Annotated in this window: 26 protein-coding genes; 14 read left to right on the forward strand and 12 right to left on the reverse strand. The window is 60.9% G+C overall.

The genetic code is table 11. The features are described from left to right. Positions 1 to 42 precede the first annotated feature (42 nt). Positions 43 to 3396, reverse strand: a complete 3354-nt coding sequence (gene carB, locus ACR0EF_RS01455; protein ID WP_170364784.1) for a carbamoyl-phosphate synthase large subunit — start codon at positions 3394 to 3396, stop codon at positions 43 to 45. 172 nt (positions 3397 to 3568) lie between these two features. On the opposite strand from carB, the gene ACR0EF_RS01460 reads away from it, so the two are divergent. The 3 genes from ACR0EF_RS01460 to ACR0EF_RS01470 are packed head-to-tail and all read left to right on the forward strand — an operon-like array spanning position 3569 to position 5972. Further along, positions 3569 to 4702: an aminodeoxychorismate synthase component I gene (locus tag ACR0EF_RS01460; protein ID WP_170369619.1), complete on the forward strand. Its 1134-nt coding sequence runs from the start codon at positions 3569 to 3571 to the stop codon at positions 4700 to 4702. Beyond that, entirely contained in the window at positions 4657 to 5304 is a 648-nt protein-coding gene (locus ACR0EF_RS01465) for an aminotransferase class IV family protein (RefSeq protein WP_170371674.1), read from the forward strand. The genes ACR0EF_RS01460 and ACR0EF_RS01465 overlap by 46 nt, the downstream gene beginning before the upstream one ends. Beyond that, complete coding sequence (locus ACR0EF_RS01470) at positions 5301 to 5972, forward strand: CPBP family intramembrane glutamic endopeptidase (protein WP_170340622.1); 672 nt, start codon at positions 5301 to 5303, stop codon at positions 5970 to 5972. Before ACR0EF_RS01465 ends, ACR0EF_RS01470 begins: the two co-directional genes overlap by 4 nt. A gap of 5 nt (positions 5973 to 5977) precedes the next feature. On the opposite strand, the gene ACR0EF_RS01475 is transcribed toward ACR0EF_RS01470, so the two are convergent. After that, positions 5978 to 7204 (reverse strand): SAM-dependent methyltransferase, encoded by a 1227-nt coding sequence (locus ACR0EF_RS01475; RefSeq protein ID WP_170371673.1) that lies wholly within the window; start codon positions 7202 to 7204, stop codon positions 5978 to 5980. A 205-nt stretch (positions 7205 to 7409) separates the two neighbouring features. Here ACR0EF_RS01475 and aspS point away from each other — a divergent pair, with 205 nt between their 5' ends. Next, complete coding sequence (aspS, locus tag ACR0EF_RS01480) at positions 7410 to 9185, forward strand: aspartate--tRNA ligase (protein WP_170340627.1); 1776 nt, start codon at positions 7410 to 7412, stop codon at positions 9183 to 9185. A gap of 263 nt (positions 9186 to 9448) precedes the next feature. On the opposite strand, the gene ACR0EF_RS01485 is transcribed toward aspS, so the two are convergent. Continuing rightward, positions 9449 to 10168 (reverse strand): response regulator, encoded by a 720-nt coding sequence (locus tag ACR0EF_RS01485; RefSeq protein WP_170340629.1) that lies wholly within the window; start codon positions 10166 to 10168, stop codon positions 9449 to 9451. A gap of 134 nt (positions 10169 to 10302) precedes the next feature. Between ACR0EF_RS01485 and mce the strand changes: the two genes are divergently transcribed. Both mce and ACR0EF_RS01495 read left to right on the forward strand, forming a co-directional pair. Then, a complete protein-coding gene (gene mce, locus ACR0EF_RS01490; protein ID WP_093964690.1) occupies positions 10303 to 10707 on the forward strand; it encodes a methylmalonyl-CoA epimerase in 405 nt (134 codons plus the stop codon). 22 nt (positions 10708 to 10729) lie between these two features. Next, positions 10730 to 11005, forward strand: a complete 276-nt coding sequence (locus tag ACR0EF_RS01495; protein ID WP_170340631.1) for a DUF1467 family protein — start codon at positions 10730 to 10732, stop codon at positions 11003 to 11005. Here ACR0EF_RS01495 and ACR0EF_RS01500 read toward each other — a convergent pair whose 3' ends face one another. After that, positions 11006 to 11707, reverse strand: a complete 702-nt coding sequence (locus ACR0EF_RS01500) for an EI24 domain-containing protein (protein WP_170340634.1) — start codon at positions 11705 to 11707, stop codon at positions 11006 to 11008. It abuts the gene before it with no gap. Beyond that, positions 11704 to 12282: a nitroreductase family protein gene (locus ACR0EF_RS01505; RefSeq protein WP_170369610.1), complete on the reverse strand. Its 579-nt coding sequence runs from the start codon at positions 12280 to 12282 to the stop codon at positions 11704 to 11706. Before ACR0EF_RS01505 ends, ACR0EF_RS01500 begins: the two co-directional genes overlap by 4 nt. A gap of 123 nt (positions 12283 to 12405) precedes the next feature. Between ACR0EF_RS01505 and ACR0EF_RS01510 the strand changes: the two genes are divergently transcribed. Beyond that, complete coding sequence (locus ACR0EF_RS01510; RefSeq protein WP_170371671.1) at positions 12406 to 12681, forward strand: DUF167 domain-containing protein; 276 nt, start codon at positions 12406 to 12408, stop codon at positions 12679 to 12681. Here ACR0EF_RS01510 and ACR0EF_RS01515 read toward each other — a convergent pair. Further along, complete coding sequence (locus tag ACR0EF_RS01515; protein WP_093964694.1) at positions 12678 to 12917, reverse strand: hypothetical protein; 240 nt, start codon at positions 12915 to 12917, stop codon at positions 12678 to 12680. The two genes, ACR0EF_RS01510 and ACR0EF_RS01515, sit on opposite strands and share 4 nt — an antisense overlap. A 205-nt stretch (positions 12918 to 13122) precedes the next feature. On the opposite strand from ACR0EF_RS01515, the gene ACR0EF_RS01520 reads away from it, so the two are divergent. The 5 genes from ACR0EF_RS01520 to ACR0EF_RS01540 all read left to right on the forward strand — a co-directional run bounded on the left by ACR0EF_RS01520 (position 13123) and on the right by ACR0EF_RS01540 (position 14964). Further along, the gene (locus ACR0EF_RS01520; RefSeq protein WP_254433924.1) at positions 13123 to 13734 is read left to right on the forward strand and encodes a M48 family metalloprotease; all 612 of its coding nucleotides are present in this window, start codon (positions 13123 to 13125) and stop codon (positions 13732 to 13734) included. Beyond that, a complete protein-coding gene (locus ACR0EF_RS01525) occupies positions 13731 to 14099 on the forward strand; it encodes a YigZ family protein (protein WP_093964696.1) in 369 nt (122 codons plus the stop codon). The genes ACR0EF_RS01520 and ACR0EF_RS01525 overlap by 4 nt, the downstream gene beginning before the upstream one ends. 69 nt (positions 14100 to 14168) lie before the next feature. Next, a complete protein-coding gene (locus ACR0EF_RS01530; RefSeq protein WP_170357168.1) occupies positions 14169 to 14420 on the forward strand; it encodes a DUF6455 family protein in 252 nt (83 codons plus the stop codon). A gap of 17 nt (positions 14421 to 14437) precedes the next feature. Beyond that, a complete protein-coding gene (locus ACR0EF_RS01535) occupies positions 14438 to 14710 on the forward strand; it encodes a DUF6455 family protein (RefSeq protein WP_280525634.1) in 273 nt (90 codons plus the stop codon). Next, the gene (locus tag ACR0EF_RS01540) at positions 14707 to 14964 is read left to right on the forward strand and encodes a DUF6455 family protein (RefSeq protein WP_170357169.1); all 258 of its coding nucleotides are present in this window, start codon (positions 14707 to 14709) and stop codon (positions 14962 to 14964) included. Before ACR0EF_RS01535 ends, ACR0EF_RS01540 begins: the two co-directional genes overlap by 4 nt. A 5-nt stretch (positions 14965 to 14969) precedes the next feature. Here ACR0EF_RS01540 and ACR0EF_RS01545 read toward each other — a convergent pair whose 3' ends face one another. Then, complete coding sequence (locus ACR0EF_RS01545) at positions 14970 to 15212, reverse strand: CDGSH iron-sulfur domain-containing protein (protein ID WP_170371668.1); 243 nt, start codon at positions 15210 to 15212, stop codon at positions 14970 to 14972. A gap of 229 nt (positions 15213 to 15441) precedes the next feature. On the opposite strand from ACR0EF_RS01545, the gene ACR0EF_RS01550 reads away from it, so the two are divergent. After that, the gene (locus tag ACR0EF_RS01550; protein WP_244952318.1) at positions 15442 to 15630 is read left to right on the forward strand and encodes a hypothetical protein; all 189 of its coding nucleotides are present in this window, start codon (positions 15442 to 15444) and stop codon (positions 15628 to 15630) included. Between the two features lie 58 nt (positions 15631 to 15688). Here the strand turns inward: ACR0EF_RS01550 and rimO are convergent, their stop codons facing one another. Further along, positions 15689 to 17080, reverse strand: coding sequence for a 30S ribosomal protein S12 methylthiotransferase RimO (rimO, locus tag ACR0EF_RS01555; RefSeq protein WP_170371666.1), 1392 nt, complete (start codon positions 17078 to 17080; stop codon positions 15689 to 15691). A gap of 98 nt (positions 17081 to 17178) precedes the next feature. Here rimO and ACR0EF_RS01560 point away from each other — a divergent pair, with 98 nt between their 5' ends. Beyond that, the gene (locus ACR0EF_RS01560; RefSeq protein ID WP_170371664.1) at positions 17179 to 19161 is read left to right on the forward strand and encodes an AsmA family protein; all 1983 of its coding nucleotides are present in this window, start codon (positions 17179 to 17181) and stop codon (positions 19159 to 19161) included. A 30-nt stretch (positions 19162 to 19191) separates the two neighbouring features. Here the strand turns inward: ACR0EF_RS01560 and ACR0EF_RS01565 are convergent, their stop codons facing one another. The 4 genes from ACR0EF_RS01565 to ACR0EF_RS01580 are packed head-to-tail and all read right to left on the reverse strand — an operon-like array spanning position 19192 to position 23754. Further along, entirely contained in the window at positions 19192 to 20688 is a 1497-nt protein-coding gene (locus tag ACR0EF_RS01565; RefSeq protein WP_170369599.1) for a phosphomannomutase/phosphoglucomutase, read from the reverse strand. A 15-nt stretch (positions 20689 to 20703) separates the two neighbouring features. After that, the gene (gene kdsA, locus ACR0EF_RS01570; RefSeq protein WP_170340066.1) at positions 20704 to 21537 is read right to left on the reverse strand and encodes a 3-deoxy-8-phosphooctulonate synthase; all 834 of its coding nucleotides are present in this window, start codon (positions 21535 to 21537) and stop codon (positions 20704 to 20706) included. A 5-nt stretch (positions 21538 to 21542) separates the two neighbouring features. Continuing rightward, positions 21543 to 23117, reverse strand: coding sequence for a KpsE/RkpR family capsule polysaccharide export protein (locus tag ACR0EF_RS01575; protein ID WP_170371662.1), 1575 nt, complete (start codon positions 23115 to 23117; stop codon positions 21543 to 21545). Then, on the reverse strand, positions 23095 to 23754 hold the full coding sequence (locus ACR0EF_RS01580) for an ABC transporter ATP-binding protein (RefSeq protein WP_170371660.1): 660 nt from the start codon (positions 23752 to 23754) through the stop codon (positions 23095 to 23097). The genes ACR0EF_RS01575 and ACR0EF_RS01580 overlap by 23 nt, the downstream gene beginning before the upstream one ends. Positions 23755 to 23775: the final 21 nt, after the last annotated feature.

The following is a 23775-nucleotide window of genomic DNA, read 5'->3' on the forward strand; positions in this document are numbered from 1 at the left end:
CCCGGCGAAAGGCCGGGGCTTTTTGCTTGTCCGCTGCGGGCTTCAACCCTGTAGCGATTTGACCTCCACATCCCCTTCAGCCTGCGCCTTGATGGCCAGCGCGGCGGCATGGCTGGCCGCGGCCGTGGTGTAGTAGGGGATCTTGTCATACAGCGCGATCGAGCGGATGGCCTTGCTGTCCTCAACTGCCTGCGCGCCTTCGGTGGTGTTCATGACCAACTGGACCTGACCGTCCTTCAGCATGTCCACCACATCGGGGCGGCCCTCGTAGACCTTGTTGACCACGTCACAGGGCACGCCCTTGGACTCCAGCCATGTCTGTGTTCCGCGGGTGGCCACCAGCGAGAATCCCTGCTCGACCAGAACCTGCGCAGCCTCGATCATCGCCGGACCCTTGTCGGCATCCTTGATCGAGATGAAAGCCCGTCCCTTGGACGGCAGCACCATGCCCGCGCCCATCTGCGCCTTGAGGAAGGCCCGCGGGAAATCGCGGTCCCAGCCCATGACCTCACCGGTCGAGCGCATCTCGGGACCCAAGATGGTATCGACACCGGGGAAGCGGGCAAAGGGCAGCACCGCCTCTTTCACCGAGAACCAGGGCATGTCCGGGTCGGCCAGGGTCATCTGGTCGGCGATCTTGGTGTCCTGGCCTTCCTTGTAGGGTGGGCGTTGCGGGAAGTTCGACAGCGGCTCGCCCGCCATCACCCGCGCGGCGATCGAGGCAATGGCGCTGTCAGTCGCCTTGGCCACGAAGGGCACGGTGCGGCTGGCGCGCGGGTTGACCTCGATCAGGTAGATCTCGTCATCCTTGATCGCGAACTGCACGTTCATCAGGCCGACCACGTTCAGCGCCTTGGCCAGCTTGTAGGTCTGCTCCTTGATCTCGGCGATGATCTCTTTCGACAGCGAATATGGCGGCAGCGAACAGGCCGAGTCGCCCGAGTGCACACCGGCCTCTTCGATATGCTGCATGATGCCGGCCACATGGACATCCTTGCCGTCGCACAGCGCGTCCACGTCCAGTTCGACCGCCCCGGCCAAGTAGCTGTCCAGCAGCACGGGGCTGTCGCCCGAGACCACCACGGCCTCGTTGATGTAGCGCTTCAGCTGATCCATGTCGCGCACGATCTCCATCGCGCGGCCGCCCAGCACGTAGGACGGGCGGATCACCAGCGGGAACCCGATCTCTTCTGCAATCTCAAGCGCTTGCGCGTCGGTCGAAGCGATGCCGTTCTTGGGTTGTTTCAGGCCCAGATCGTTGACCAGTGCCTGGAACCGTTCGCGGTCTTCGGCCAGGTCGATCGCGTCGGGCGTGGTGCCCAGGATCGGAATACCTTCGGCCTCGAGCGCATTGGCCAGCTTCAGCGGGGTCTGACCACCGAACTGAACGATCACACCGTGCAGTGTGCCGTTCTGCTGCTCGGTCCGCAGGATTTCCATGACGTGTTCAAAGGTCAGCGGCTCGAAATACAGCCGGTCCGAGGTGTCGTAGTCGGTCGACACCGTCTCGGGGTTGCAGTTGACCATGATGGTTTCATAGCCCGCGTCGGTCAGCGCGAAACAGGCGTGGCAGCAGCAATAGTCGAACTCGATCCCCTGGCCGATCCGGTTGGGGCCGCCGCCCAGAATGACGACCTTCTTGCGGTCGCTTGGGCGCGCCTCGCATTCTACCTCGCCCATCGTTGGGGCCTCGTAGGTCGAGTACATGTAGGGCGTCTGCGCCTCGAACTCGGCGGCGCAGGTGTCGATCCGCTTGAAAACGGCGGTGACGCCCAGATTGTGGCGGGCGCGGCGCACGTTGGCCTCGTCGCGGCCGGCCAGATTGCCCAGACGCGCGTCGGTAAAGCCCAGCATCTTGAGCCGGCGCAGGCCGTCCTCGGTCATCGGCAGGCCGTCCTTGCGGACGGTGCGTTCCGCTTCGATGATCTCGCGGATACGGGCCAGGAACCACGGGTCGAACTTGGTGACGGCAAAAATTTCGTCGTCGGTCAGACCGTGGCGCATCGCCTGCGCGATGGTGCGCAAACGGTCGGGTGTCTGCTTACTGATGGCCTTGATGACATGTGCCTTGTCGTCGCTGCTTTCGACCGCATCCCATGGGCCGATGCTCAGGCCCGGAATTTCAACTTCGTCAAACCCGGTCAGGCCCGATTCCATCGAAGCCAGCGCCTTTTGCATCGATTCGTGGATGGTACGACCGATGGACATGGCTTCACCCACCGATTTCATCGCGGTGGTCAGGTAAGGCTCGGATCCGGGGAATTTCTCGAAAGCGAATTTCGGGATTTTGGTGACGACATAGTCGATGGTCGGTTCGAAAGACGCAGGCGTGACCTTGGTGATGTCATTGTCCAGCTCGTCCAGCGTGTAGCCCACCGCCAGCTTGGCGGCTATCTTGGCGATCGGGAAGCCTGTCGCCTTGGACGCCAGCGCTGACGAGCGCGACACACGCGGGTTCATCTCGATCACGACCATGCGGCCGTCTGCCGGGTTGATCGCCCATTGCACGTTCGATCCGCCCGTTTCGACGCCGATCTCGCGCAGAACGGCGATCGAGCCGTTGCGCATGATCTGGTATTCCTTGTCGGTCAGCGTCAGCGCAGGGGCCACGGTGATCGAGTCACCGGTATGCACGCCCATCGGATCGACGTTCTCGATCGAGCAGACGATGATCGCGTTGTCGGCAGTGTCGCGCACCACCTCCATTTCATATTCTTTCCAGCCCAGAAGGCTTTCGTCGACGAGGATCTGGTTCACCGGCGAGGCATCCATGCCCGAGCGGCAAAAGTGGATGTAATCCTCACGGTTGTAAGCCACACCGCCGCCGGTGCCGCCCAAGGTAAAGGCCGGGCGGATGATCGCGGGCAAGCCGATGTTTTCCAGCTCGTCCAGGGCCATTTGCACGCCGGCATCCAGGTCGGCAGAACCGTCGGCTTTTTTGGGGGCGGTGACGATGGTGGCCTTGGGGTTTTCAAGGCCCAGGCGGTCCATCGCTTCGCGGAACAGCTTGCGGTCCTCGGCCATTTCGATGGCCTCGCGCTTGGCCCCGATCATCTCGACGCCGAATTTTTCCAGCACGCCCATCTCCTCCAGCGCCAAGGAGGTGTTCAGGCCGGTCTGACCTCCCATCGTGGGCAGCAGGGCGTCAGGGCGTTCCTTTTCGATGATCTTGGCGACGACCTCGGGCGTGATCGGTTCGATATAGGTGGCGTCGGCCAGTTCGGGGTCGGTCATGATCGTGGCAGGGTTCGAGTTCACCAGGATGACCCGATACCCTTCCTCGCGCAGGGCCTTGCAGGCCTGGGCGCCGGAATAGTCGAATTCGCAAGCTTGCCCGATGACAATGGGCCCCGCCCCGATGATCATGATCGACTGGATGTCGGTTCTCTTCGGCATGGCCTGGCCCCTTCGATTTTGCACGAGTCGCGGGCGCCGCCCAAGCGCCCAAATTGTCGTGCGTTATAGGGACCCGGGCAAAAGGTGCAAGGGGGATCGGAAACGGAAGCGAAATTGCCGCTTTCCCCCCTTTCCCTTGGCACCGTATTCTCTATATGCCGCTGAACGGCAGATGAGGAAGCAATTGCGCATTCGTTTCGATCAGGGACCCGCCGGTCCGGGCACCGGTTTCGACCGGGCCGCCCAGGTGATCCGCGCCGACCGGGCGGAGCAGGTGCCCCAGGCATTGGCGGCGCTGGATGACGCGCGCGCGCAGGGCGGCTGGCTGGCCGGATATGCCAGCTACGAGCTTGGCTATGCGCTTGAGCCCAAGCTGGCCGCAAGGCTGCCCGCGACCCGTCGATTGCCGCTATTGTGCTTTGGGGTGTTCGACGGCCCGAGCGTGCAGGACCTGCCGTTCGGTGCGGCCGGGCTGACTGCGTTCCAGCCACGTTGGAGCGAGGCGCGCTATGCCGAAGCCTTCCGCGCCGTGCATGATGCGATCGGGGCCGGGGACATCTATCAGGCCAACCTGACCTTTCCCATCGACCTGGAAACCGAGGGCGACAGCGCCGCGCTCTATGCCGCGCTGACCGCCGGACAGCCGGTCGGTCATGGAGCGCTGGTGCAGCAGGACGGGCTGCCCGATCTGCTCAGCCGCTCGCCCGAGCTGTTCTTCCGCACCGATGCCGCCGGGATGATCGAGACCCGGCCGATGAAGGGCACTCAGCCGCGCAGCGCCGATCTGGCCGAGGACGCCTGGCGGCGCGATTTCCTGTCCTCGGACGAAAAGAACCGGGCCGAGAACCTGATGATCGTGGACCTGCTGCGCAATGACATCAGCCGCGTGGCGCTGCCGGGAACCGTTCACGTGCCCGAGCTGTTCAAGGTCGAGACCTACGCCACCGTGCATCAGATGGTGTCGCTGGTGCAGGCGCGGCTGCAGGTGGGGGCCGGGCTGTCCGACATCCTGAGGGCGCTGTTTCCCTGTGGCTCGATTACCGGGGCGCCCAAGATCCGTGCGATGGAGATCCTGTCGGATCTGGAGCCTTGGCCGCGCGACATCTACTGCGGCACGATCGGCTGGGCCGCCCCGGACGGGCGGTCGGAGTTCAACGTCGCGATCCGGACCTTGATGGTCGAGGGCAATCGGGCCACGTTGAACGTCGGCGGAGGCGTCGTCTGGGACAGCACCGCCGCGTCGGAATATGAGGAAGCGCTATGGAAAGCCCGGTTCGCGCACCAACTGAGCCTGATTTCCGCCTGATCGAAACCTTTGCGTTTCGGCCCGGGCAGGGCTTTGTACGTGTGACCCGTCACCTGCGGCGCATGGCGCGGACTGCGGACTGGCTGGGTGTTCGGTTCGACGTGCGGCGCGTCGGCAAAGTGGTGGACGGTGTGTCCGGAGCGGACTCGCTGCGGTGTCGGCTGACGCTGGACTTGACCGGTGCACCCAAGATCACCACGGAGTCTTTGGCAGACAACCCGCCGGGCTGGACGGTGGGTCTGGCGACAACAAGGCTGACGTCCTCGGACATCTGGCTGCGCCACAAGACCACCCGCCGCGCGATCTATGATCAAGCGCGGGCGGAATTGCCCGACGGCGTGGACGAGTTGTTGTTCCTGAACGAACGGGATGAACTGTGCGAGGGCACCATCACCAACCTGTTCGTCGAAACGGAAGACGGGCGCCTGCTGACACCTCCGGTTGCCGCGGGCCTGCTGCCGGGCATCCTGCGCGAGGAGTTGCTCGAAACCGGACACGCTGCCGAGGCGGTCTTGACCCTGCATGATCTGGCCGCCGCGCACCGGGTCTGGATGGGCAATTCCTTGCGCGGTTTGATATCGGCCAAAGTGATGCTGCCATGAGCGACCGCAGCTCTGCGCGTGGATTGCAGGTATCGAACCTGCGCCTGAAGGCTGAATTCGTGGCGTTCTATGTCGCGGTTCCCTTGCTGATCGCGGTTCTGTTTCCACCCGACTGGATGTTTCTGGCTCTGTTCTTCTTCACCGCCATCGGAATCGCCCTGCTGCACCGCACTCCGGGCTTTTCCTGGGCCGAGCTGCGCTATGGCTGGCGCAACTGGCGCTGGGCCGAGGTGATCGGGTTTTCATTGGCAATGGCGGCAATCTGTTCGGCCCTGGTGATGGCTACGCGCCCCGATGCGGCCTTTTTCCTGCTGCTGAACCGGCCCGAATTTCTGGCCGTGATCTGGCTGGGCTATCCATTGCTGTCAGCACTGCCGCAAGAACTGCTGTTCCGCACGCTGTTCTATCGCCGCTATCACGCGATCCTGCCCGACGGCGCGGCCTTGCCGTTGCTGAACTCCGGGCTGTTCGCCTTTGCCCACCTGATGTACTGGAGCTGGATCGTCACCGTGATGACATTCGCGGGCGGGCTGCTGTTTTCATGGGCCTACCGCAAGCGCGGGTCGTTCTTCTATGCGGTGCTGCTGCACGCGATCGCGGGCAACATCATCTTTGCCGCCGGGCTGGGCGTGTTCTTCTATTCCGGCAACGTGCAGCGCCCGTTCTAGGTGCTTTACTCCGCGGCATCGCGCATGTCCTGATCGGGCTGATACAGATAGTCCCGCGTCAACGGCGCCGCGTCGCGGCGATGGCCCAGCTGCAGTTGGAACACGGTCTGGTCGCGCTCTTCGAACACCAGGATGCAGGCGGTCAGATAGAACCGCCACATGCGAATGAACCGGTCATCATACATCGCGCGCACTTGGTCCAGGTTGGTCTCGAACCGGTCGCGCCAGGCGCGCAGGGTCAGGGCATAATGCAGCCGCAGGCTTTCGACATCCAGAAACCACAAGCCGGTGCGCGCCACGGGTTTGACGATTTCCTCGAGCGACGGGACATAGCCGCCCGGGAAGATGAATTTGTTCAGCCAGGGCGACTGGCCGGTGGGCGGCCCGTTGCGGCCGATGGAATGGATCAACGCCACACCTTCGGGCTTCAACAGGGCTGCGACCCGGTCGAAATAGGTGCGCAGCTGTGGCGCGCCCACATGCTCCAGCATCCCGACCGAGACGATCCGGTCGAACGGATCCTGCATCTGCCGGTAGTCCATCAGCCGAATGTCGATGCGGTCGGCCAGCCCGGCCTGCTCCACCCGCGCGGTCGCGGTGCGGTGCTGGTTCTGCGACAGGGTCAGCCCCGTCACCTGCACGCCGTGGTCACGCGCCAGCGTCAGGGCCAGCCCGCCCCAGCCGCAGCCGATGTCCAGCACCCGCATGCCGGGCTCCAGGCACAGCTTGCGCGCGATATGCGCCTTTTTGGCGGCTTGCGCCTGTTCCAAAGTCATCCAGGGCTGCTGGAAATAGGCGCAGCTGTACTGCATGTCAGGGTCCAGCATCAGCTGGTAGAAGTCGTCGGACAGGTCATAGTGATGCGCCACGTTGCGCCGCGCCGAGCGGACCGAGTTGCGCTGCAGGATTGATCGCAGCAGATACCCGGCCCAGTCCTGGATCTGCTGCAGCAGGGGCAATGAACCGCTGGCCGCGCATCGAATCGCGATCCGCATGCCACTTTCCAGGCCGCCTTCATCGACGGTCAGGGTGCCGTTCATGTAGCCCTCGCCAAAAGCCATCTCGGGATTGCGCACCAAGCGCGCCATCAAAGCGGGGTCATGCAGGGTGATATGCGCCTCGGGCTGCGTGGCGTCGCCATAGGTGCGCGCCGTCCCGTCAGGATAGGTGATCCGCAGAGTTCCGCGGGTGATGAAACCCCGCAATACGCGATCCAAAACAGTTTGCCACATCGGCCGAACACCTCCTTGCTCAAGGGGCCTGGCTCCCGCGTGCCGGGAAAACTATTCGAGTTCACATGTCCAAAAGATAGCGATTTTTTCGAATTTGTCTGCATTCCGGGCTCCGATGGAGGCGCATCGTGCTCCAACCCTTGACTTCCCGACCCGATCGCGGTGTATCGGCGCGACGAATTCAGCGCCCGAAGGGATATCATCCATGCACGCCTATCGCAGCCACACCTGCGCCGATCTGACCGCCGCAAATGTCGGTGAAACCGTCCGCCTGTCGGGTTGGGTTCATCGGGTGCGAGATCACGGCGGCGTGCTGTTCATCGACCTGCGCGACCACTATGGCGTGACCCAGGTTCTGTGCGACGGCGACAGTGCTGCGTTCAGCGCGTTGGAGAAAGTGCGCTCGGAATGGTGCATCCGCATCGATGGCACGGTCAAGGCGCGCGACCCCGAATTGGTGAACCCCAAGCTGCCCACCGGCGAGATCGAGGTCTATGTCCGCGAACTGGAAGTGCTGGGCGCGGCCGAGGAACTGCCCCTGATGGTGTTCGGCGATCAGGAATACCCCGAGGAAACTCGCCTGCGCTATCGTTACCTGGACCTGCGCCGCGAGGCGATGCAGCGCAACATGGCACTGCGCTCGGACGTGGTGGCCAGCATGCGCCGCCGCATGTGGGATCAGGGCTTCCGCGAATATCAGACGCCGATCATCACCGCATCCAGCCCCGAGGGCGCGCGCGACTTCCTGGTGCCCTCGCGCCTGCATCCGGGCAAGTTCTATGCGTTGCCGCAGGCGCCGCAGCAGTTCAAGCAGCTGATCATGGTGTCGGGCTTTGACAAGTATTTCCAGATCGCGCCCTGCTTCCGCGACGAAGACCCGCGCGCCGACCGGTCACCCACGGATTTCTACCAGCTCGACCTCGAGATGTCGTTTGTCACCCAGCAGGACGTGTTCGACACGATCCAGCCAGTTCTGACGGGAATCTTCGAAGAATTCGGCGGTGGCCGGAAGGTTGATCAGGAATGGCCGCAGATTTCCTACAAAGACGCGGCGCTGTGGTATGGCACCGACAAGCCCGATCTGCGCAACCCGATCAAGATGCAGGTGGTGTCGGAACACTTCCGCGGGTCCGGTTTCGCAATCTTCGCCAAGCTGCTGGAACAGGAAGGCACCGAGATCCGCGCGATCCCCGCGCCGGGTGGCGGCAGCCGCAAGTTCTGCGACCGCATGAACGCCTTTGCCCAGAAAGAAGGTCTGCCCGGCATGGGCTATATCTTCTGGCGCGATCAGGGTGAGGGGATGGAAGCGGCCGGCCCGCTGGCCAAGAATATCGGCCCCGAACGCACCGAGGCAATTCGCCAGCAGCTGGGCCTTGAGGTCGGTGACGCGGCGTTCTTCCTGGGTGGTAAGCCCAAAGCCTTTGAAAAAGTCGCCGGCAAGGCGCGCGATGTTATCGGCGAGGAACTGGGCCTGACGGACAAGGACCGGTTTGCCTTTGCCTGGATCGTGGATTTCCCGATCTACGAGAAGGACGAGGAAACCGGCGAGATCGATTTCGAACACAACCCGTTCTCGATGCCGCAAGGTGGCATGGAGGCGCTGCAGGGCGACCCGCTTGAGGTCAAGGGCTATCAGTACGACCTGGCCTGCAACGGTTACGAGCTGGTGTCGGGTGCGATCCGGAACCACAAGCCCGAGATCATGCTCAAGGCCTTCGAACTGGCCGGCTACGGCGAGGACGAGGTCAAAAGTCGCTTTGGCGCGCTGTTCAACGCGTTCCACTATGGAGCTCCGCCGCACGGGGGCTGCGCCGCCGGCATCGACCGGATCGTCATGCTGCTTGCGGACGAGGCCAACATCCGCGAGGTCATGATGTTCCCGATGAACCAGCGCGCCGAAGATCTGATGATGCAAGCGCCGTCGGACCCGACTTCGGATCAGCTGATGGAACTGGGCCTGCGGGTCATCCCTCAGGAATGAGCCAAGGACCGTACCCAGAGTGTGAAAAACCTTTGGGTGCGGTCAAAACTACTGCGGTGGCGCGCAGCGAACTTTCCGCCAAGCACTTCAGTGCTTATCGGTGCCCGCGTTTTCCAAGTGGCTAAAATCCCTTGAACTTGAAATCAGTCCAGCCAGTTCGGCTGTTTTTCGCGGTTGGCGCGAATGGTCCGAGCGGACCTGCGGGTGTGCCAATACCACCAAGCGCAGAGCATGGCTGTTGTCACGAAATAGGCCAAGGTCATTCAGATCGCCTTTCGTCTTTCAAGACGGCTTTGGACAAGACCGGCAACGCGCGCAGCCAAAGCTGTTACCGGAGCGCCCTTGGCGCGCGAGGATGCGAGGTCATGGGCTGCTTGTTCCAGAACCGTATCCTCGGCATCTCGGGCAACACCGCGCAGGAATTGAGCGGCATAGTCCAGAGTGCGTGAATCCGCGGGCCCGGTCAGGACATCTGCGATATGCGCCATGTCATCCTGATAAGCCAGCGGATCGGGGCAGATCTGTTCGTCTTTGACGGATTGGAGCGTACCCGGGCGGCGGTCTTCGGGAAGGTTTTCCAGGATGGCCCTTTGGAAGCTGATTAGCGAATTCAACGGTTTCGCCAGAAACCCATCGGCTCCGGCTTGCAAGGCAAGCGTTTCGGCGCAGTCGTCGCCGGACATACCAAGGATGACGCTGATACGTGGGGAAACCGCGTTTAGTTCCGCGATCAGGTCTGCGCCAGAGCCGTCCGGCAGGCCCATGTCAACCACGATCACCGACGGGCGATAGATCTGAAGGTGCCTGCGCGCAGACCTCAGGCAATCGGCCCGGCGGATGCGGGCGCCGCTGTGCAGGCACATCAGTCGCATCGCATCACAGGCATAGCGACTGTCCTCGACAACCAGAATGGTCTGACCCAGCAAAGGCCTGGTGGCGCTGGGGGCGACGGCGGATGGGGCGAACGGCACCGAATCGTCCATGGCAGAACTCCTTTCAGCAGATGCCTCACGCTAGGAACTCCTGGCTAACACAGGGTTAACGCGCGTTTTGGCGCACTTGCCCTTTGACAGGGCAGCCCCCATAAACGCTGCAACGCAGAACAGAGGAGACCGCCATGATTGGCCGCCTGAACCATGTCGCCATCGCCGTGCCCGACCTCGAGGCCGCATCCGCCCAATACCGCAACGCGCTGGGCGCCAAGGTTGGTGAACCTCAGGATGAACCGGATCATGGCGTGACAGTGGTCTTCATCGAACTGCCCAATACCAAGATCGAGCTGCTGTACCCGCTGGGCGACGACAGCCCGATCAACGGCTTCCTGGAAAAGAACCCGGCGGGTGGCATCCACCATGTCTGTTATGAGGTCGAGGACATCATCGCCGCACGGGATCACCTGAAGGCGACCGGTGCCCGCGTTCTGGGAACCGGAGAACCCAAAATCGGCGCGCACGGCAAGCCTGTGCTGTTTCTGCACCCCAAGGACTTCAACGGGTGCCTTGTGGAGCTGGAGCAAGTCTGAGCCGGGCTGAGGAGGCGTCGAAATGACAATCACTGCTGCGCTGGTTTTGTTCGCCGTGATCTGGTTCATGACCTTGTTGGTCGTGCTGCCGGTCCGCATCAAGACGCAAGGCGATCTGGGCGACATCGTGCCGGGGACCCATGCGGGCGCTCCGGAAGTTCACCACATGAAGAAAAAGATCTGGATCACCACCGGTATTTCTATCGTGTTGTGGGCGGTGATCGCAGGGACCATTGTTTCTGGCGTGATTTCAGTTCGTGATTTCGACTGGTTGAACCAGATGGAACCGCGCGAGTAATCAGCGCTCGGCCTGTCGCGACAGCCCATGAAAGATATGCGTGAACGTTGCGGCTCCGATGATCGGAATGAAAAGGTTCACCAGCGGGACCGACAGGGGGATGGCCATCAAGGTTCCGGCGACCCAGATCGTCCCGGCATGGCGTGCCCGCAACGCCCGCGCACCGTCGCGCCCGATCCGGCGCATGGCCGCCAGCGTGAAATACTCCCGACCCAGCAAAAACCCGTTCATCCCCCAAAAGATGAACGGAGCGAGGGGTGTGAACAGCGCGTAAAGGACCAACGCCATTACGTTGGCCACAATCAAAACGCCCAAGAATCCCAGCGAGTCCAGCACCGCGTCCCAGATCGGGACGGACGGAACGGGGGGCAGGTTCGGGTAATGCCGGTCTTCAACGGCCTGTGCGACCTCATCCAGAAACATCGATGTGATGGCTGAGGCCACCGGCACCATCAGAAAGACCGGCAGAATCAGAACCAGAAAGATCCCTGAATAGTTCAGAACGTCGTTCAGCCACGGGACGTCGCCGACAAATGGCAGCGATATCTCCTGACCAGCAAGGGCGTTGATGCCCCAAATCGCAACCGCACAGGCAACAACAAGCAGCACAATCGTCAGGCCGACACCGCGCATTAGCACCGATCGGAATCGAGCATCTCCAAGCTGCCCCAAGGCCGCGAAGAACGCGTTGAGGATGATCATTCCGTCACCCACTCGGTGATCGCGGCCACGTCCGGGCGGGGCCTTTCGGGCGGCGTGGCCCCTTCGGTTGCGATGTAAATCAGTCCAGCAATGCGTTCATTGTGGGCCAGGCCCAAACCGCGTTCGCAGAATTCGCGGTCGTGCGACTGCCAACCTGAAAGCCAGTTGGCACCCCAACCCGCAGCAAGGGCTGCGTTGAGCAGTGCAAGGCAGACCGCCCCGGCCGAGTAGGTTTGTTCGATTCCAGGGATTTTCGGCGATGGTTTCTGCACTTCGATGACAGCAACAGCGAGATGCCCCATTTCGAACTGACTACGGGCCTTGGCAATGTCTTCGGGGCTTTTTCCCAGCGCAACGCCTCGTTCCTCGGTCAGATCGGCCAATCGCGGCATTGCGGCTTTTTCGATGACGATGAAACGCCAAGGTTCCAACTTGCCATGATCGGGGCTGCGAGCGGCTGCGATCAGCAACGGGATCAATTCGTCGCGGGTCGGCGCCGGGGCCATCAACGTCTTGGCGGGCCGCGACCTGCGCGACTGCAGGAACTCGAACGCAGCCGGGTTTTTCAGCGTCATATGTTAAATTCCTTTACATGGTTCTGTCGTATCTCGGGCAGACACGCGCCGGTTTCAAGGGCAAGATGTAAAACTGTTGCATATTGTGCCACCCGGCACGGTCCAAATGCGGAAGAGAATGTGATGGCAAAACCGAAACTGCGAAACCTGCCGGACCTTGCGCATCTGGCGCGACCCGGGCAATCGATTCCCGTGCGGGTGACTCCCAAAGCTGCGCAGGACCGGATTTCTTTCGACGGGGCGACAGTGCACATCGGTGTCACCGCCGTACCCGAGGATGGAAAGGCGAACCAGGCCGTGGTCAAGCTGCTGGCCCGGGCCATGGGTGCCTCACCGTCAGCTTTGACGCTGAAAAAAGGCCATACAGGGCGCGACAAGGTCTTTGTCTATGATCCCTAGGCCGGTGTCTCCCTGATCTGATAGACCCCTTCGGGCAGATCCAGAGCAGCGGCAAGATCGCGCACCTGTTCGGGCGAAAGGGTGATTTTCTGCATCTGGTCCGTTCGGGGGTCCAACTGCTCGATCGTTACGCACTCGGCGAAACTGTTGATCACCACGTCTTCTTGCAAAGGCTCCGGGCCTTCGTCCACCAAGGTAATGACTGTCGAGTCGAATTCATGCTCAATCGAAAACATGTTCCCAGACTGCCCAGCCTGCGATTGCAATGCAACCCGCTGATTGGGTTTCGGGCTGTGGTCAGGGGGGCCACATCGCGCTAAGCTTTCCTGCCGGCACGAACAGAAAGGATCCGGAATGCACCGCCTCAGGTTTTTGCTGGTCTTGGTTGTGTCCGCGTGCACTGCGGGCGGGTTCATTGCGGTTGATGATTGGTCACCATCCTTGCCCGAACTGCGCGACTCGGCACTGACGTTTCAGCAGGTCAGCAGGTCGGTCGGGGCGGCGGCGCAAAAAGTCTGTCAGCGCGAGACACGGGGGCAGAACTGCGATTTCGGCATTCTGATCGACACGGATCCGTTTGCCGAGCCAAATGCGTTCCAGACGTTGGACAAGGATGGGCGCCCGTTCATCATTTTCACGCAGGAAATGGTCAAGTCGACGCAGAACGCTGACGAGATGGCGTTCGTAATGGGACACGAGGCGGCGCATCACATCCTGGGCCACATCGCCCGGCAGGTAAAAAACGCCAAGGAAGGGGCTCGAATTTTCGGAGAACTGGCTGAGGCGCAAGGCGAGGACGCGGCCGGAATTGAACGTGCCCAGAAGCTGGGTGCCGAGGTCGGAGTTCAGAGCTATACGAAAGAATTCGAGCTGGAAGCGGACAGGATGGGAACTTTGATCACCTACTCGGCCGGGTACAACCCGCTGGTCGGCATGGCCTATTTCAGCCGGATTCCCGATCCGGGTGACCGCTTTCTGGCGTCTCATCCGCCCAATGCCAAGCGCATCGAAGTTGTTCTGGAAACAGCCGCCCAGCTAGGCCTGACCCAATGACCCAGATCCAGCGGATGGGGGTCGTTCTGACGGACCGAGGCTCGAAATACGCGGTGAGTGGTGCGCCAGTTAGGTCGCGGGATGAGGTCGATGCGGTGTTGCGCGACCTTAAATCGGACAAGGCATATGCCAAGGCGACCCATAACACGTGGGCCGCGATTTTGCCGACCGGCGCTCTCAAGGCCGATGATGGCGAAACTGGTGCGGGGATGGTCATATTGCGCATGTTGGAACGCGCCGGTGTGCAGGATCACCTGGTCATTGTGACCCGGTGGTATGGCGGCAAAAAACTGGGCGGCGATCGTTTCAGGCGGGTCCAGGACGCCACACGGGCCTACCTGGACGACCTGGGGGTCGTCTCTTGACCTGAATCAAGGGCGCCGTCGGGTTATAGCGCTAGGGTTCTTTTCAGCGAGACAGCGAAAGGAACTCGGATGTCCAGACGCGAAGAATTGCGCCGCCACGCCGCTTTGGTGGATCGAATGGCCCTGAAACTGGGCGTTGACCTGCAGGAGGCCGCAATCGGCGGTTCGGTTTCCATCGACGAAATCACCGACGCGGTGCTGCGCTGTACAGGCTGTACAAACCCCTATCACTGCGACCGCGCGTTGGCGCTTCAAAACAGCGACGGACGGCCACCGGAGTATTGCCGAAACCAGGATTTGCTGGCCAGGCTTGCACCCTAGCGCGGACGGGCAGAACCATGAACGTGCTTGGCCAGACCATGAAGCATGTACGCCTTGTTCTGCGGATGGGGCAGGCGACCGGCGTTGACCTTGTAGATGCCCATCTCACGGGTCGGCTCAGTCCCGACGAATGGGCGCGCATGGTGGGACGGTGCCGGGGCTGCGAGTGGGCTTGCGACTGTAGCGACTGGCAGACGCACCGAGGTGACAGGGTTGAGGCCCCGGAGACATGTCCGAACAGGAACCGATTCGCCAAACTTAAGACGCTGCAGAATCAGGAAAAACAATGAAACTTGTGCGACTCGGAGACATAGAAAAACACTTCTGGCTGACGCGGTCGGTTGCGCGCTGCATGGAAATCTCGCTGTCCGAAGCCATCGCCGAAGGGCGGCTGACCGCGCAGGGATACAGCGAAATGGTGACCCGTTGTCGAGCCGCTGACTGCAGCGAAAGATGTGCCGTCTGGCTTGCGTGCCAACAGAGCCGGGCGACCGCCGCCCCGGAATTTTGCGCGAATGCCAAGGCTTTGAATGCGCTGACCTGATTGGCCTAAAGCTTGGAATGGCTTCCGTCGCACAGCGGCGGATTAGCGGTTTGCTTGCATCCGCAGAAGAAGACCTTCTTGCTTGATTCTGCTACATATTTTACCGGATCGATCCCGGTTTCCTTGTGCGAACCGTCGCAGAATGGCTGACGTTTGGAGCGTCCGCAAGCGCACCAGAAGTAGCTTTTGCCTTCAGTCACCTCGATGGGGTAGGGCGATTTCTGGGCGATTTGAGATCCTTTTGGCATTCTGGCGCTCCGGCTGTTGAAAGGGACATCCGAGAGCTTAGCCCAACGCAGAGAAATGTGTAGTTCGCGCGTCCCGGTCCGGCGGTGGCACGTCGCGGTGCAAGCGTGGATTCGCCTCTGATCACACGGATGTGACCGTATCTGTTGCCAGAAAGCCGAACTGCCCGTATCCTTAGCCTGGCCCCGAAAAGTTGGGCAATATCAGAAAAGTATTAAAGGATTGATGGACATGAAACTGAAATTCGCTGCCGCCGGCGCCTTTGTTTTGATCCTGACTGCTTGCTCGCAGCAGGAAGAGCCCACCCCGGTTTACGTTCAGCCAAGCTATGACAAATATGGCTCGCCCAGCTGTTCGGCAGGCTATGAACTGGCCACCACCGAGGCCGGCCAGACCGTGTGTAACCCGGTCACTCAATAAGCTTTTTGCAGACGGTCCCGATTTGGGGGCCGTCTGCCTTCGTCCGCCGGATGGCGGTTCAGCGCACCAGCTTCCCCCACAGATCGTATTCACCAGCCTCGTCGACCTGAACAAGGACGATGTCACCGGGTTTCAGGTTTTCGTGACCGTCGTCGATGAATAGGTTGCCGTCGATCTCGGGCGCGTCTGACTTGGTGCGGCAGGTGGCGGCTTCGGCATCCACCTCATCCACGATCACTTGGATCCTCTGGCCCACTTTCGACGCCAGTTTCGCTTCGGAAATCGCCTGGGCCTTTTGCATGAAGCGCTCCCAGCGCTCTTGCTTGATCTCATCCGGGACGTGATCCGGCAAGTCGTTCGAGCGGGCCCCTTCAACGTTTTCGTATTGGAAGCACCCGACGCGATCCAACTGCGCCTCGTCCATCCAATCCAGCAGGGTCTGGAACTCGGCCTCGGTCTCCCCCGGGTAGCCGACAATGAAGGTCGATCGCAGCGTGATGTCGGGGCAAATCGCGCGCCAGGCGGCGATCTCGTCCAGTGTCTTGGCGCCGGCAGCGGGGCGCGCCATTCGTTTCAGAACGTCCGGATGCGCGTGTTGGAACGGGATGTCCAAGTAGGGCAAAAGGTTGCTGCCTGCATCCGCCATCAGCGGGATCAACTCGCGCACATGTGGATAGGGGTAGACGTAGTGCAGTCGTATCCACGCATCCAGTTGGCCCAGTTCGCGGGCCAGGTCGGTAATGTGGCTGCGCACCTCCCTGTCTTTCCAGGGGTTCACGTCGTATTTTCGATCCAGGCCAAAGGCCGAGGTGTCCTGGCTGATCACCAGCAATTCGCGCACACCGCTGTCGACCAGTTTCTCAGCCTCGCGCAGAACGGCGTGGGCCGGTCGGCTGGCCAGTTTTCCGCGCATATCCGGGATGATGCAGAACTTGCACTTGTGATTACAGCCCTCGGATATCTTGAGATAGCTGTAGTGGCGCGGGGTCAGCTTCACGCCCGAAGCCGGCAACAGATCCAAATACGGATTGGGATCAGGCGGAACGGCGGCGTGAACGGCATCCAGCACCTGTTCATACTGGTGCGGCCCGGTCACGGCCAGGATACGGGGATGATGTTCGCGGATGTAGTCAGGTTCCGCGCCCAGGCACCCGGTCACGATGACCTTGCCATTTTCCACCAGCGCCTCGCCGATTGCTTCGAGGCTTTCGGCCTTGGCGCTGTCCAGAAACCCGCAGGTGTTCACGATCACGGCATCCGCACCTGAATAGTCGGGCGAGATCCCGTATCCTTCGGCGCGCAGGCGCGTCAGGATGCGCTCGCTGTCGACCAGTGCCTTGGGACATCCCAAGGACACCATTCCGATGGTGGGTTGGCCGCTGCGCGGTGCGTCGATGATCCGGGCTGCGGGTGCCAGATCGGGGCGTAGGTTTGGCGGGTTGGTGCTCATTGCGCGGCATATAGTGGGGAAATCTTCCCCTTGCAAATCCTTCGCACGCGAGGAACATCGAAGCTGAGGCAAAAAGCCGGCAAGGCAGAGAGCAAATCATGAAGTGGCTGATACGCATTCTATTCATTCTGGTTGCGGTCGCGGGGCTGGTGATCGGGGCGTTGCTTTTGATGCCCGGCGACAAGCTGGGCAAAATCCTCGCCGAACAGGTCAAGGCACAGACCGGACGTGAGCTGACGTTGTCCGGTGATGTCCGCCTGTCCTTTTGGCCGGTTCTGGGAATGGAAACCGGGCCGGTTACGTTTGGGAACGCGCCCTGGGCCAGCTCTGAACCGATGCTGAGCGCGCAAAGCCTGGCGGTTGGCGTGGACGCATCAGCGCTGTTGGCGGGGGATGTGCGCATCCGGCGCGTCGTGGCCGAAGATCCGGTCTTGCGGCTGGAGCTGTCACAAGGGCGGGGCAACTGGGAAATGTCGGCGCCGCAAACCGGAGCGTCAAACACGGGCTCTGGCAATGCAGATGCGCCCGCACCCAACTCTGCGGCACCGGCCGAGACCGGAACCGTGACCCTTGACCAACTGGAGCTCAGCAACGCGCGTCTGGTTTATGTGGAAAACGGTGTCCCTCAGATGGATTTTTCCGGGGTCGATCTGAAGGCCAGTTGGCCCGATGTCACTGCGCCGATGAAGATGAGTGCATCAATGCTGGTGCCCGGTGGCGCGGTTGAGGTTGATCTGGAAATTCCTGATTTACCTGCCTTCTCCAGTGGTGCGGTGACGCCATTGGTTCTTGGCCTGACAGCGCCGGGCGGAGAGATCAGCTTTGACGGGCGCGTCAACTTGGCCGGTGAAATGGACGGCAAAACTCATGTCCGGACCACAAACACCGACGCGATGCTGGCCGCTTTTGGTCAGGGTGGGGTGTCAGTCCCCATGGGACTTGGACGGGTCGCGGATGTGTCCGGCCATATGACCTACACCAAGGATGGGCGCATTTCCTTGCGGGATATGCGGGCCGTTCTGGATCAGAACAGTTTTGATGGTGCCGCCGATATCGTTATCGCAAGTCCACCGAAGATTACTGCGCGACTGAGTACTGGTGACCTTGATCTGACGCAGGCAACAGCCGGCAGCGCGCCCAGCAGCGGCGGCGGCACGGGCGGAGGAGGCAAACAGGCGCCCGAAGGCTGGTCCCAGGCGCCGATCGACGCGTCACCCCTTTCCTTGGCAAATGGAACGATCCGGTTGAAAGCCAATTCGATCGCTATTCCGGATATGACCTTTGGCCCCAGCGATCTGAGCCTCAGCCTGGATCGGTCGCGTGCGGTTCTGAAAATGGAACCGGCCACGCTGTTTTCCGGAAAGCTGACTGGAGAAGTCGTTGCCAACAACAGAAACGGACTGTCGGTCGGGGGCAACCTGACCGCCACCGGTATCGACCTCAAGCAGGCTTTGACCACATTGGGCGGTGTCGAACGTCTGTCCGGTACAGCGTCCGGAACACTGCAATTCCTGGGGGTGGGGCAAACCGAAGCGCAGATCATGCGCTCGCTCAGCGGCAAGGGCAGCCTGGACGTCGGCAAGGGGGTGATCTCCGGGTTTGATCTGGATCGTTTGATGGGGCGCGGCGAAGGCAGTGGAGGAACCACCGTCTTCAACAGCCTGACTGCCACCTACACGATTCAGGACGGTAACCTGACGAACAACGATCTTCTGATGCAGCTTGACAATTTCCGTGCCGATGGCGCGGGCCGCGTCGGGCTGGGCGCGCGCGATATCGACTATGTGTTCACGCCGGTCGCACTGCGGGCGAACGGCGGCAATGGCATTGCCGTGCCCGTGCGGATCAAGGGGCCGTGGAGCGATCCGTCGATCAAGCCCGACCTGAGCAAGGTGATCGAAGCCGCGACGGAAGAGAAGCTCAAGGAACTGGAGCAGGACGCGAAGGACAAGGCGCTGAAGAAGGTGGGAGAGGAGTTGAATACAACCATCTCCGACAGCGAACAGGTCGAGGATGCACTGAAGCAGAAGCTTGAGGACGAGGCCAAGAAGGGTTTGCTGAAACTGCTCGGACGGGATTGAGAAAGGGGCGCTGCAGCACCCCTTACTTGCTCAGATCGTCTGGTCGTAGTCGCCCACACCCGGCTCGGTGCGGATCACGGCATCGATATCGGCGAAAATTGCCCGCATCTCATCTTCGCTCTCGCTGCTTTCGCAGACCACCACCAGGTTGGGCGTGTTCGAAGACGCCCGGACCAGGCCCCAACTGCCATTGTCGAGGATGACGCGGGCACCATTGACGGTCACGACTTCCTTGATCGGCCGACCGGCTAATGTTTCACCCGCCTCGGCCTTGGCAACGAGCTTGTCCACCAAGCGGGCGAGGATGTCATACTTTTCGGTATCGGCAGCATAGGGCGACATGGTCGGGGTCGACCATGTCTTGGGCAGGGCGCGGCGCAGATCGGACATGCTCTGTCCCGGGTTGCGGTCCATCAGTTTGCAGATTTCCACCGCGACCCGCATTCCGCAGTCGTATCCGCGCCCGATTGGCTCGGCCAGAAAATAATGGCCCGACTTTTCGAACCCGGCCAACGCCCCGATTTCCTTCACGCGCCGTTTCATGTGGCTGTGGCCGGTTTTCCAGTAATCCGCCTTGACGCCATAGGCCTGCAGTTCGGGATCGCTGGCGAACAGGCCGGTCGATTTCACGTCGGCCACGAATGTCGCGCCGGGATGCAGCTTGGCCAAATCACGCGCCATGATGACACCGACCTTGTCGGCAAAGATCTCCTCGCCCTCGTCATCGACCACACCGCAGCGATCGCCGTCTCCGTCAAACCCAAGCGCCAGGTCCGCCCCGCTGGCTTTGACGGCGTCAGCCATGTCGTGCAACATCTCCATCGCTTCGGGGTTCGGATTGTAGTTGGGGAAGGTGTAATCCAACCGGTTGTGGCTGGGCACGACCTCGACCCCGATCCGCTCAAAGATCTCGGGGGCAAAGGCAGATGCGGTGCCGTTCCCTGTCGCGCACACCACCTTGAGGGGGCGTGACATTTTGAAATCACCGACCAGATCGTCGATATAGGCCTCTTTCACGCCGTCCACGAATTCATAGGACCCGCCGGGGCGTGCCACGCCTTCGCCGTTCAGCACGATGTCGCGCAGCTCGGCCATTTCGTCAGGGCCGTGGGTCAGAGGGCGGTCAAAGCCCATCTTCACCCCGGTCCAGCCGTTGGGGTTGTGGCTGGCCGTCACCATGGCGACCGCAGGAACATCCAGGTGGAATTGGGCGAAATACGCCATCGGGCTGAGCGCCGGGCCAATATCCTTGACCTGGATGCCGGCCTGCATGAGGCCCAGAATCAACGCATTCTTGATCGCCAGAGAATAGTCGCGGTAGTCGTTGCCGACCGCGATTACCGGCTCGATCCCACGCTTGTGCATCTGAGTTCCCAAACCAAGACCAAGAGCCGTCATCCCCGGCAGGTTGATCTCGTCAGGGTATTTCCAGCGGGCATCATATTCACGAAACCCGGTGGGTTTGATCATCGCATCGCGCAGAAAGCTCCAGGTGTTCGGGGTCACCTCGGGGATTGGTTTGGTCATGGAAAATCTCGATCGTTAAATCTGAACTGGGTTGGCCTTGGCCAGGGCATCGAAACGCATCAATGTGTCAATCAGTTGGCCCATCTGGTCCAACGGGATCATATTCGGCCCGTCAGACGGCGCCGTGTCCGGATCCTGATGCGTTTCAATGAACACGGCACCAACGCCCAAGGCCACGGCCGCGCGGGCCATTACCGGTGCAAATTCCCGCTGTCCGCCGGACGAGCCGCCTCGGCCACCGGGCTGCTGAACGGAATGGGTTGCATCCATGACAACCGGATACCCGGTTTGCGCCATTTGCGGCAGCGATCGCATGTCGGCGACAAGCGTATTGTAGCCAAACGAGGTTCCGCGCTCGGTCAGCAGGATGTTGTGGTTGCCCGTGCTTTCGATCTTTTCGACGATGTTCGGCATTTCCCAGGGGGCCAGGAACTGACCCTTCTTGACGTTGACGGCCTTGCCTGTTTCTCCGGCTGCCAGCAGCATGTCTGTCTGGCGGCACAGGAAGGCCGGGATTTGCAGAATATCCACCGCCTCGGCCGCGATGGCGCATTGCGCTTCGGTGTGGACATCCGTCAGGACCGGAATACCCATCGTTTTGCGAATGTCATCCAGCACCTTCAGCCCGGCCTCGATCCCCATGCCGCGTTTCCCGGACAGGGACGTGCGGTTGGCTTTGTCATATGAGGCCTTGAACACATACTGTGCCCCCGCGGCTTCACAGGCTTCTTTCATCCTTCCTGCGATCATCTGTGCGTGATCCGCCGTTTCAAGCTGGCAAGGGCCCGCGATGATGGTCAGCGGAAGGTCGTTGCCAACGGTGACGTTGGCTATTTTTACATGTTTCATGAGCTCTACGAGGATACCTGTTCACGAAGGACTGACGTAGTCAGCGAAATCATCAGGTAGATACCAGCAAACAACAGGAAAGCCAAAATCGTATTTTCGAACTTTCGCGGATAGGTGGGCTCCTGACTGGCGACCGGGTTCACGGAAACGGTGAGGTATCGAACCTTGCGGTTGGCCTCGGTCCGGGCGGTTTCCATTTGCTGCATGGCCGATTGCAGCATCATGTCCCGTGCGGCCAGATCGGCCTGTGCCATCTGGATCCGAACGCTCAACCGCGCCAGCGAGTTTTCGCCGGCGGAGGCGTCCAGCATCTCGGCATTGAGCTCTTCGAGCACGGCCTCAAGCCGGTTGATATCGGCTTGGACACCGTCGACCTTGGCTTTGTTCGGCCGAAGGTTGTCCAGCAACGCCGCCAGTTCCAATTCCTTGTCTTGAAGCTGTATCTCGATCTCGTTGATGCGGGCGCGCAGCCCGGCAATCACGTTTTCGGGGTCCAGAACGGCACCCTGCAGTTGCAGTTCGATCAGCGCTTCCTGGGCTTTGCGCCGTTCTTCCTGAGCGTCCTCGAAGGACTGCAGAGCATCCCGCATCTGATCTTCGCGCTTCAGTTCGGTGAGGCCGTTGATCTTTTCTTCGGCGTAGGAGATCAGCAGATTTGACAGGTCGACGGCAGTGTCCGGGTCGGGTGCTGCAACCTCCATCCGAATGATACCGTCGCTGGGGTCATAGCCTATTGTGACCATGCGCTTGTACAGTTTGAACGCCTCTTCCAGCGTGGCGTCCTGAGGCAGTCTTTGAATCGGATCTATCCAGTCCTGCTTGAAAATCTCGGCAAAACCAGTGTCCCGTTCCAGACGGTTGAGCGCATCCTTGGATTCAAGGAACTCCTGGGTCGCGACCGAGTCCTGCGTGGTTGCGTATTGCGTCCCGGCCAAAAGCCCGCCGATCTCACCAGCTCCGCCATCTGCCTGTAGAATGGAAAACGCGGACTCGCTGGCGTACATCGGAGTGGCTATGCGATAGAAGTAATAGCCGACAATAATCGTGGGCAGCAGAACAAAGGCGAATAGACGTGCAAACAGACCAAACAGCTTTCGTCTGCGCCGACGGGCAATGTCTTTTTGAATCTGGCCGATTTCGAATTCGCGCCGCTGTGCCGGGCTCCATTCGGGGCCGGGAAGGGTCTGTTGCTTTTCTTTCACCGTTTGCGGCAGCTGGATCGTGACCTTGTCTTTCGGCTGGTCTTCCGCATCCGCGGTATCGGAAGAACCCGCCGCAAAATCCAGAAGGTTGGAGCGCGGAAACGGATCGATCCCCTTCTTTCGTAGCAGACGGACGGAATCGTAGTCCGACGTCGCGGCCAGACCGTGTTTCTGCGCCATGCGTCGGGCTATGCGCAGCTGACGACCGGTCAATCCTTCTTTCTTGATGGCATCCAGCTCGGTTCCCGCCGGGGCTTCCTCGGCCGGTTGGGTTGCTTTTCGGATGCGCGAAATCGCCTCGGCACGCGCCTCTACCGTGCCTTCGGCCTGCGAGGCATGGTTCGGGTCGTATTTCTTAACCTTGGGTTTGGTAGTCATATAGCTGCATCGCCTCTTCCAAGGAGTCAAACATATGAAGCTGCCCATCCACAAGCACGGCGGCCTGGCGGGCGAATTTTTCGAGGGTTTTGGGATTATGTGACACAATCACCAAAGTCGTGGTTCGCAAGCGTTCCTGCAGGATTGAACCCGCTTTTTTGTTGAATTCGACATCGGTGGTGGCAGGCATACCTTCGTCGATCAGGTACATGTCGAAATCCAGGGCCAGCATCAACGAAAAGGTGAAACGGGCGCGCATGCCGGCTGAGTATGTCGCCAAGGGTTGGTTGAAATACTCGCCCAAGTCGCACATCCAGCTGCAGTAAGCCTCGACATAGTCGGGGTCCATTCCATAAATCTTGGCGATGTAACGGGCATTCTCGAGCGCGGACATCTTCTTGGAAACGCCGCCGGCAAAGCCCATGGGGAAAGACACCCGACACTCTCGGCGGATCACACCTTCATCGGGTTTTTCGAGCCCGGCCATCATGTTGATAAGCGTGGTTTTTCCGGTGCCGTTCGGGGCCAGAACGCCAAGTGATTTTCCCAGCTCGACCCGGAACGAGACCCTGTCCAGGATCACCTTGCGGCGAGTCCCGGTCCAAAAGGACTTGCTGACATTCTCGAACTCAAGCATTCACGGCCTGCTCATGTTTTT

It is taken from the genome of Ruegeria sp. CG8 (assembly GCF_056537165.1).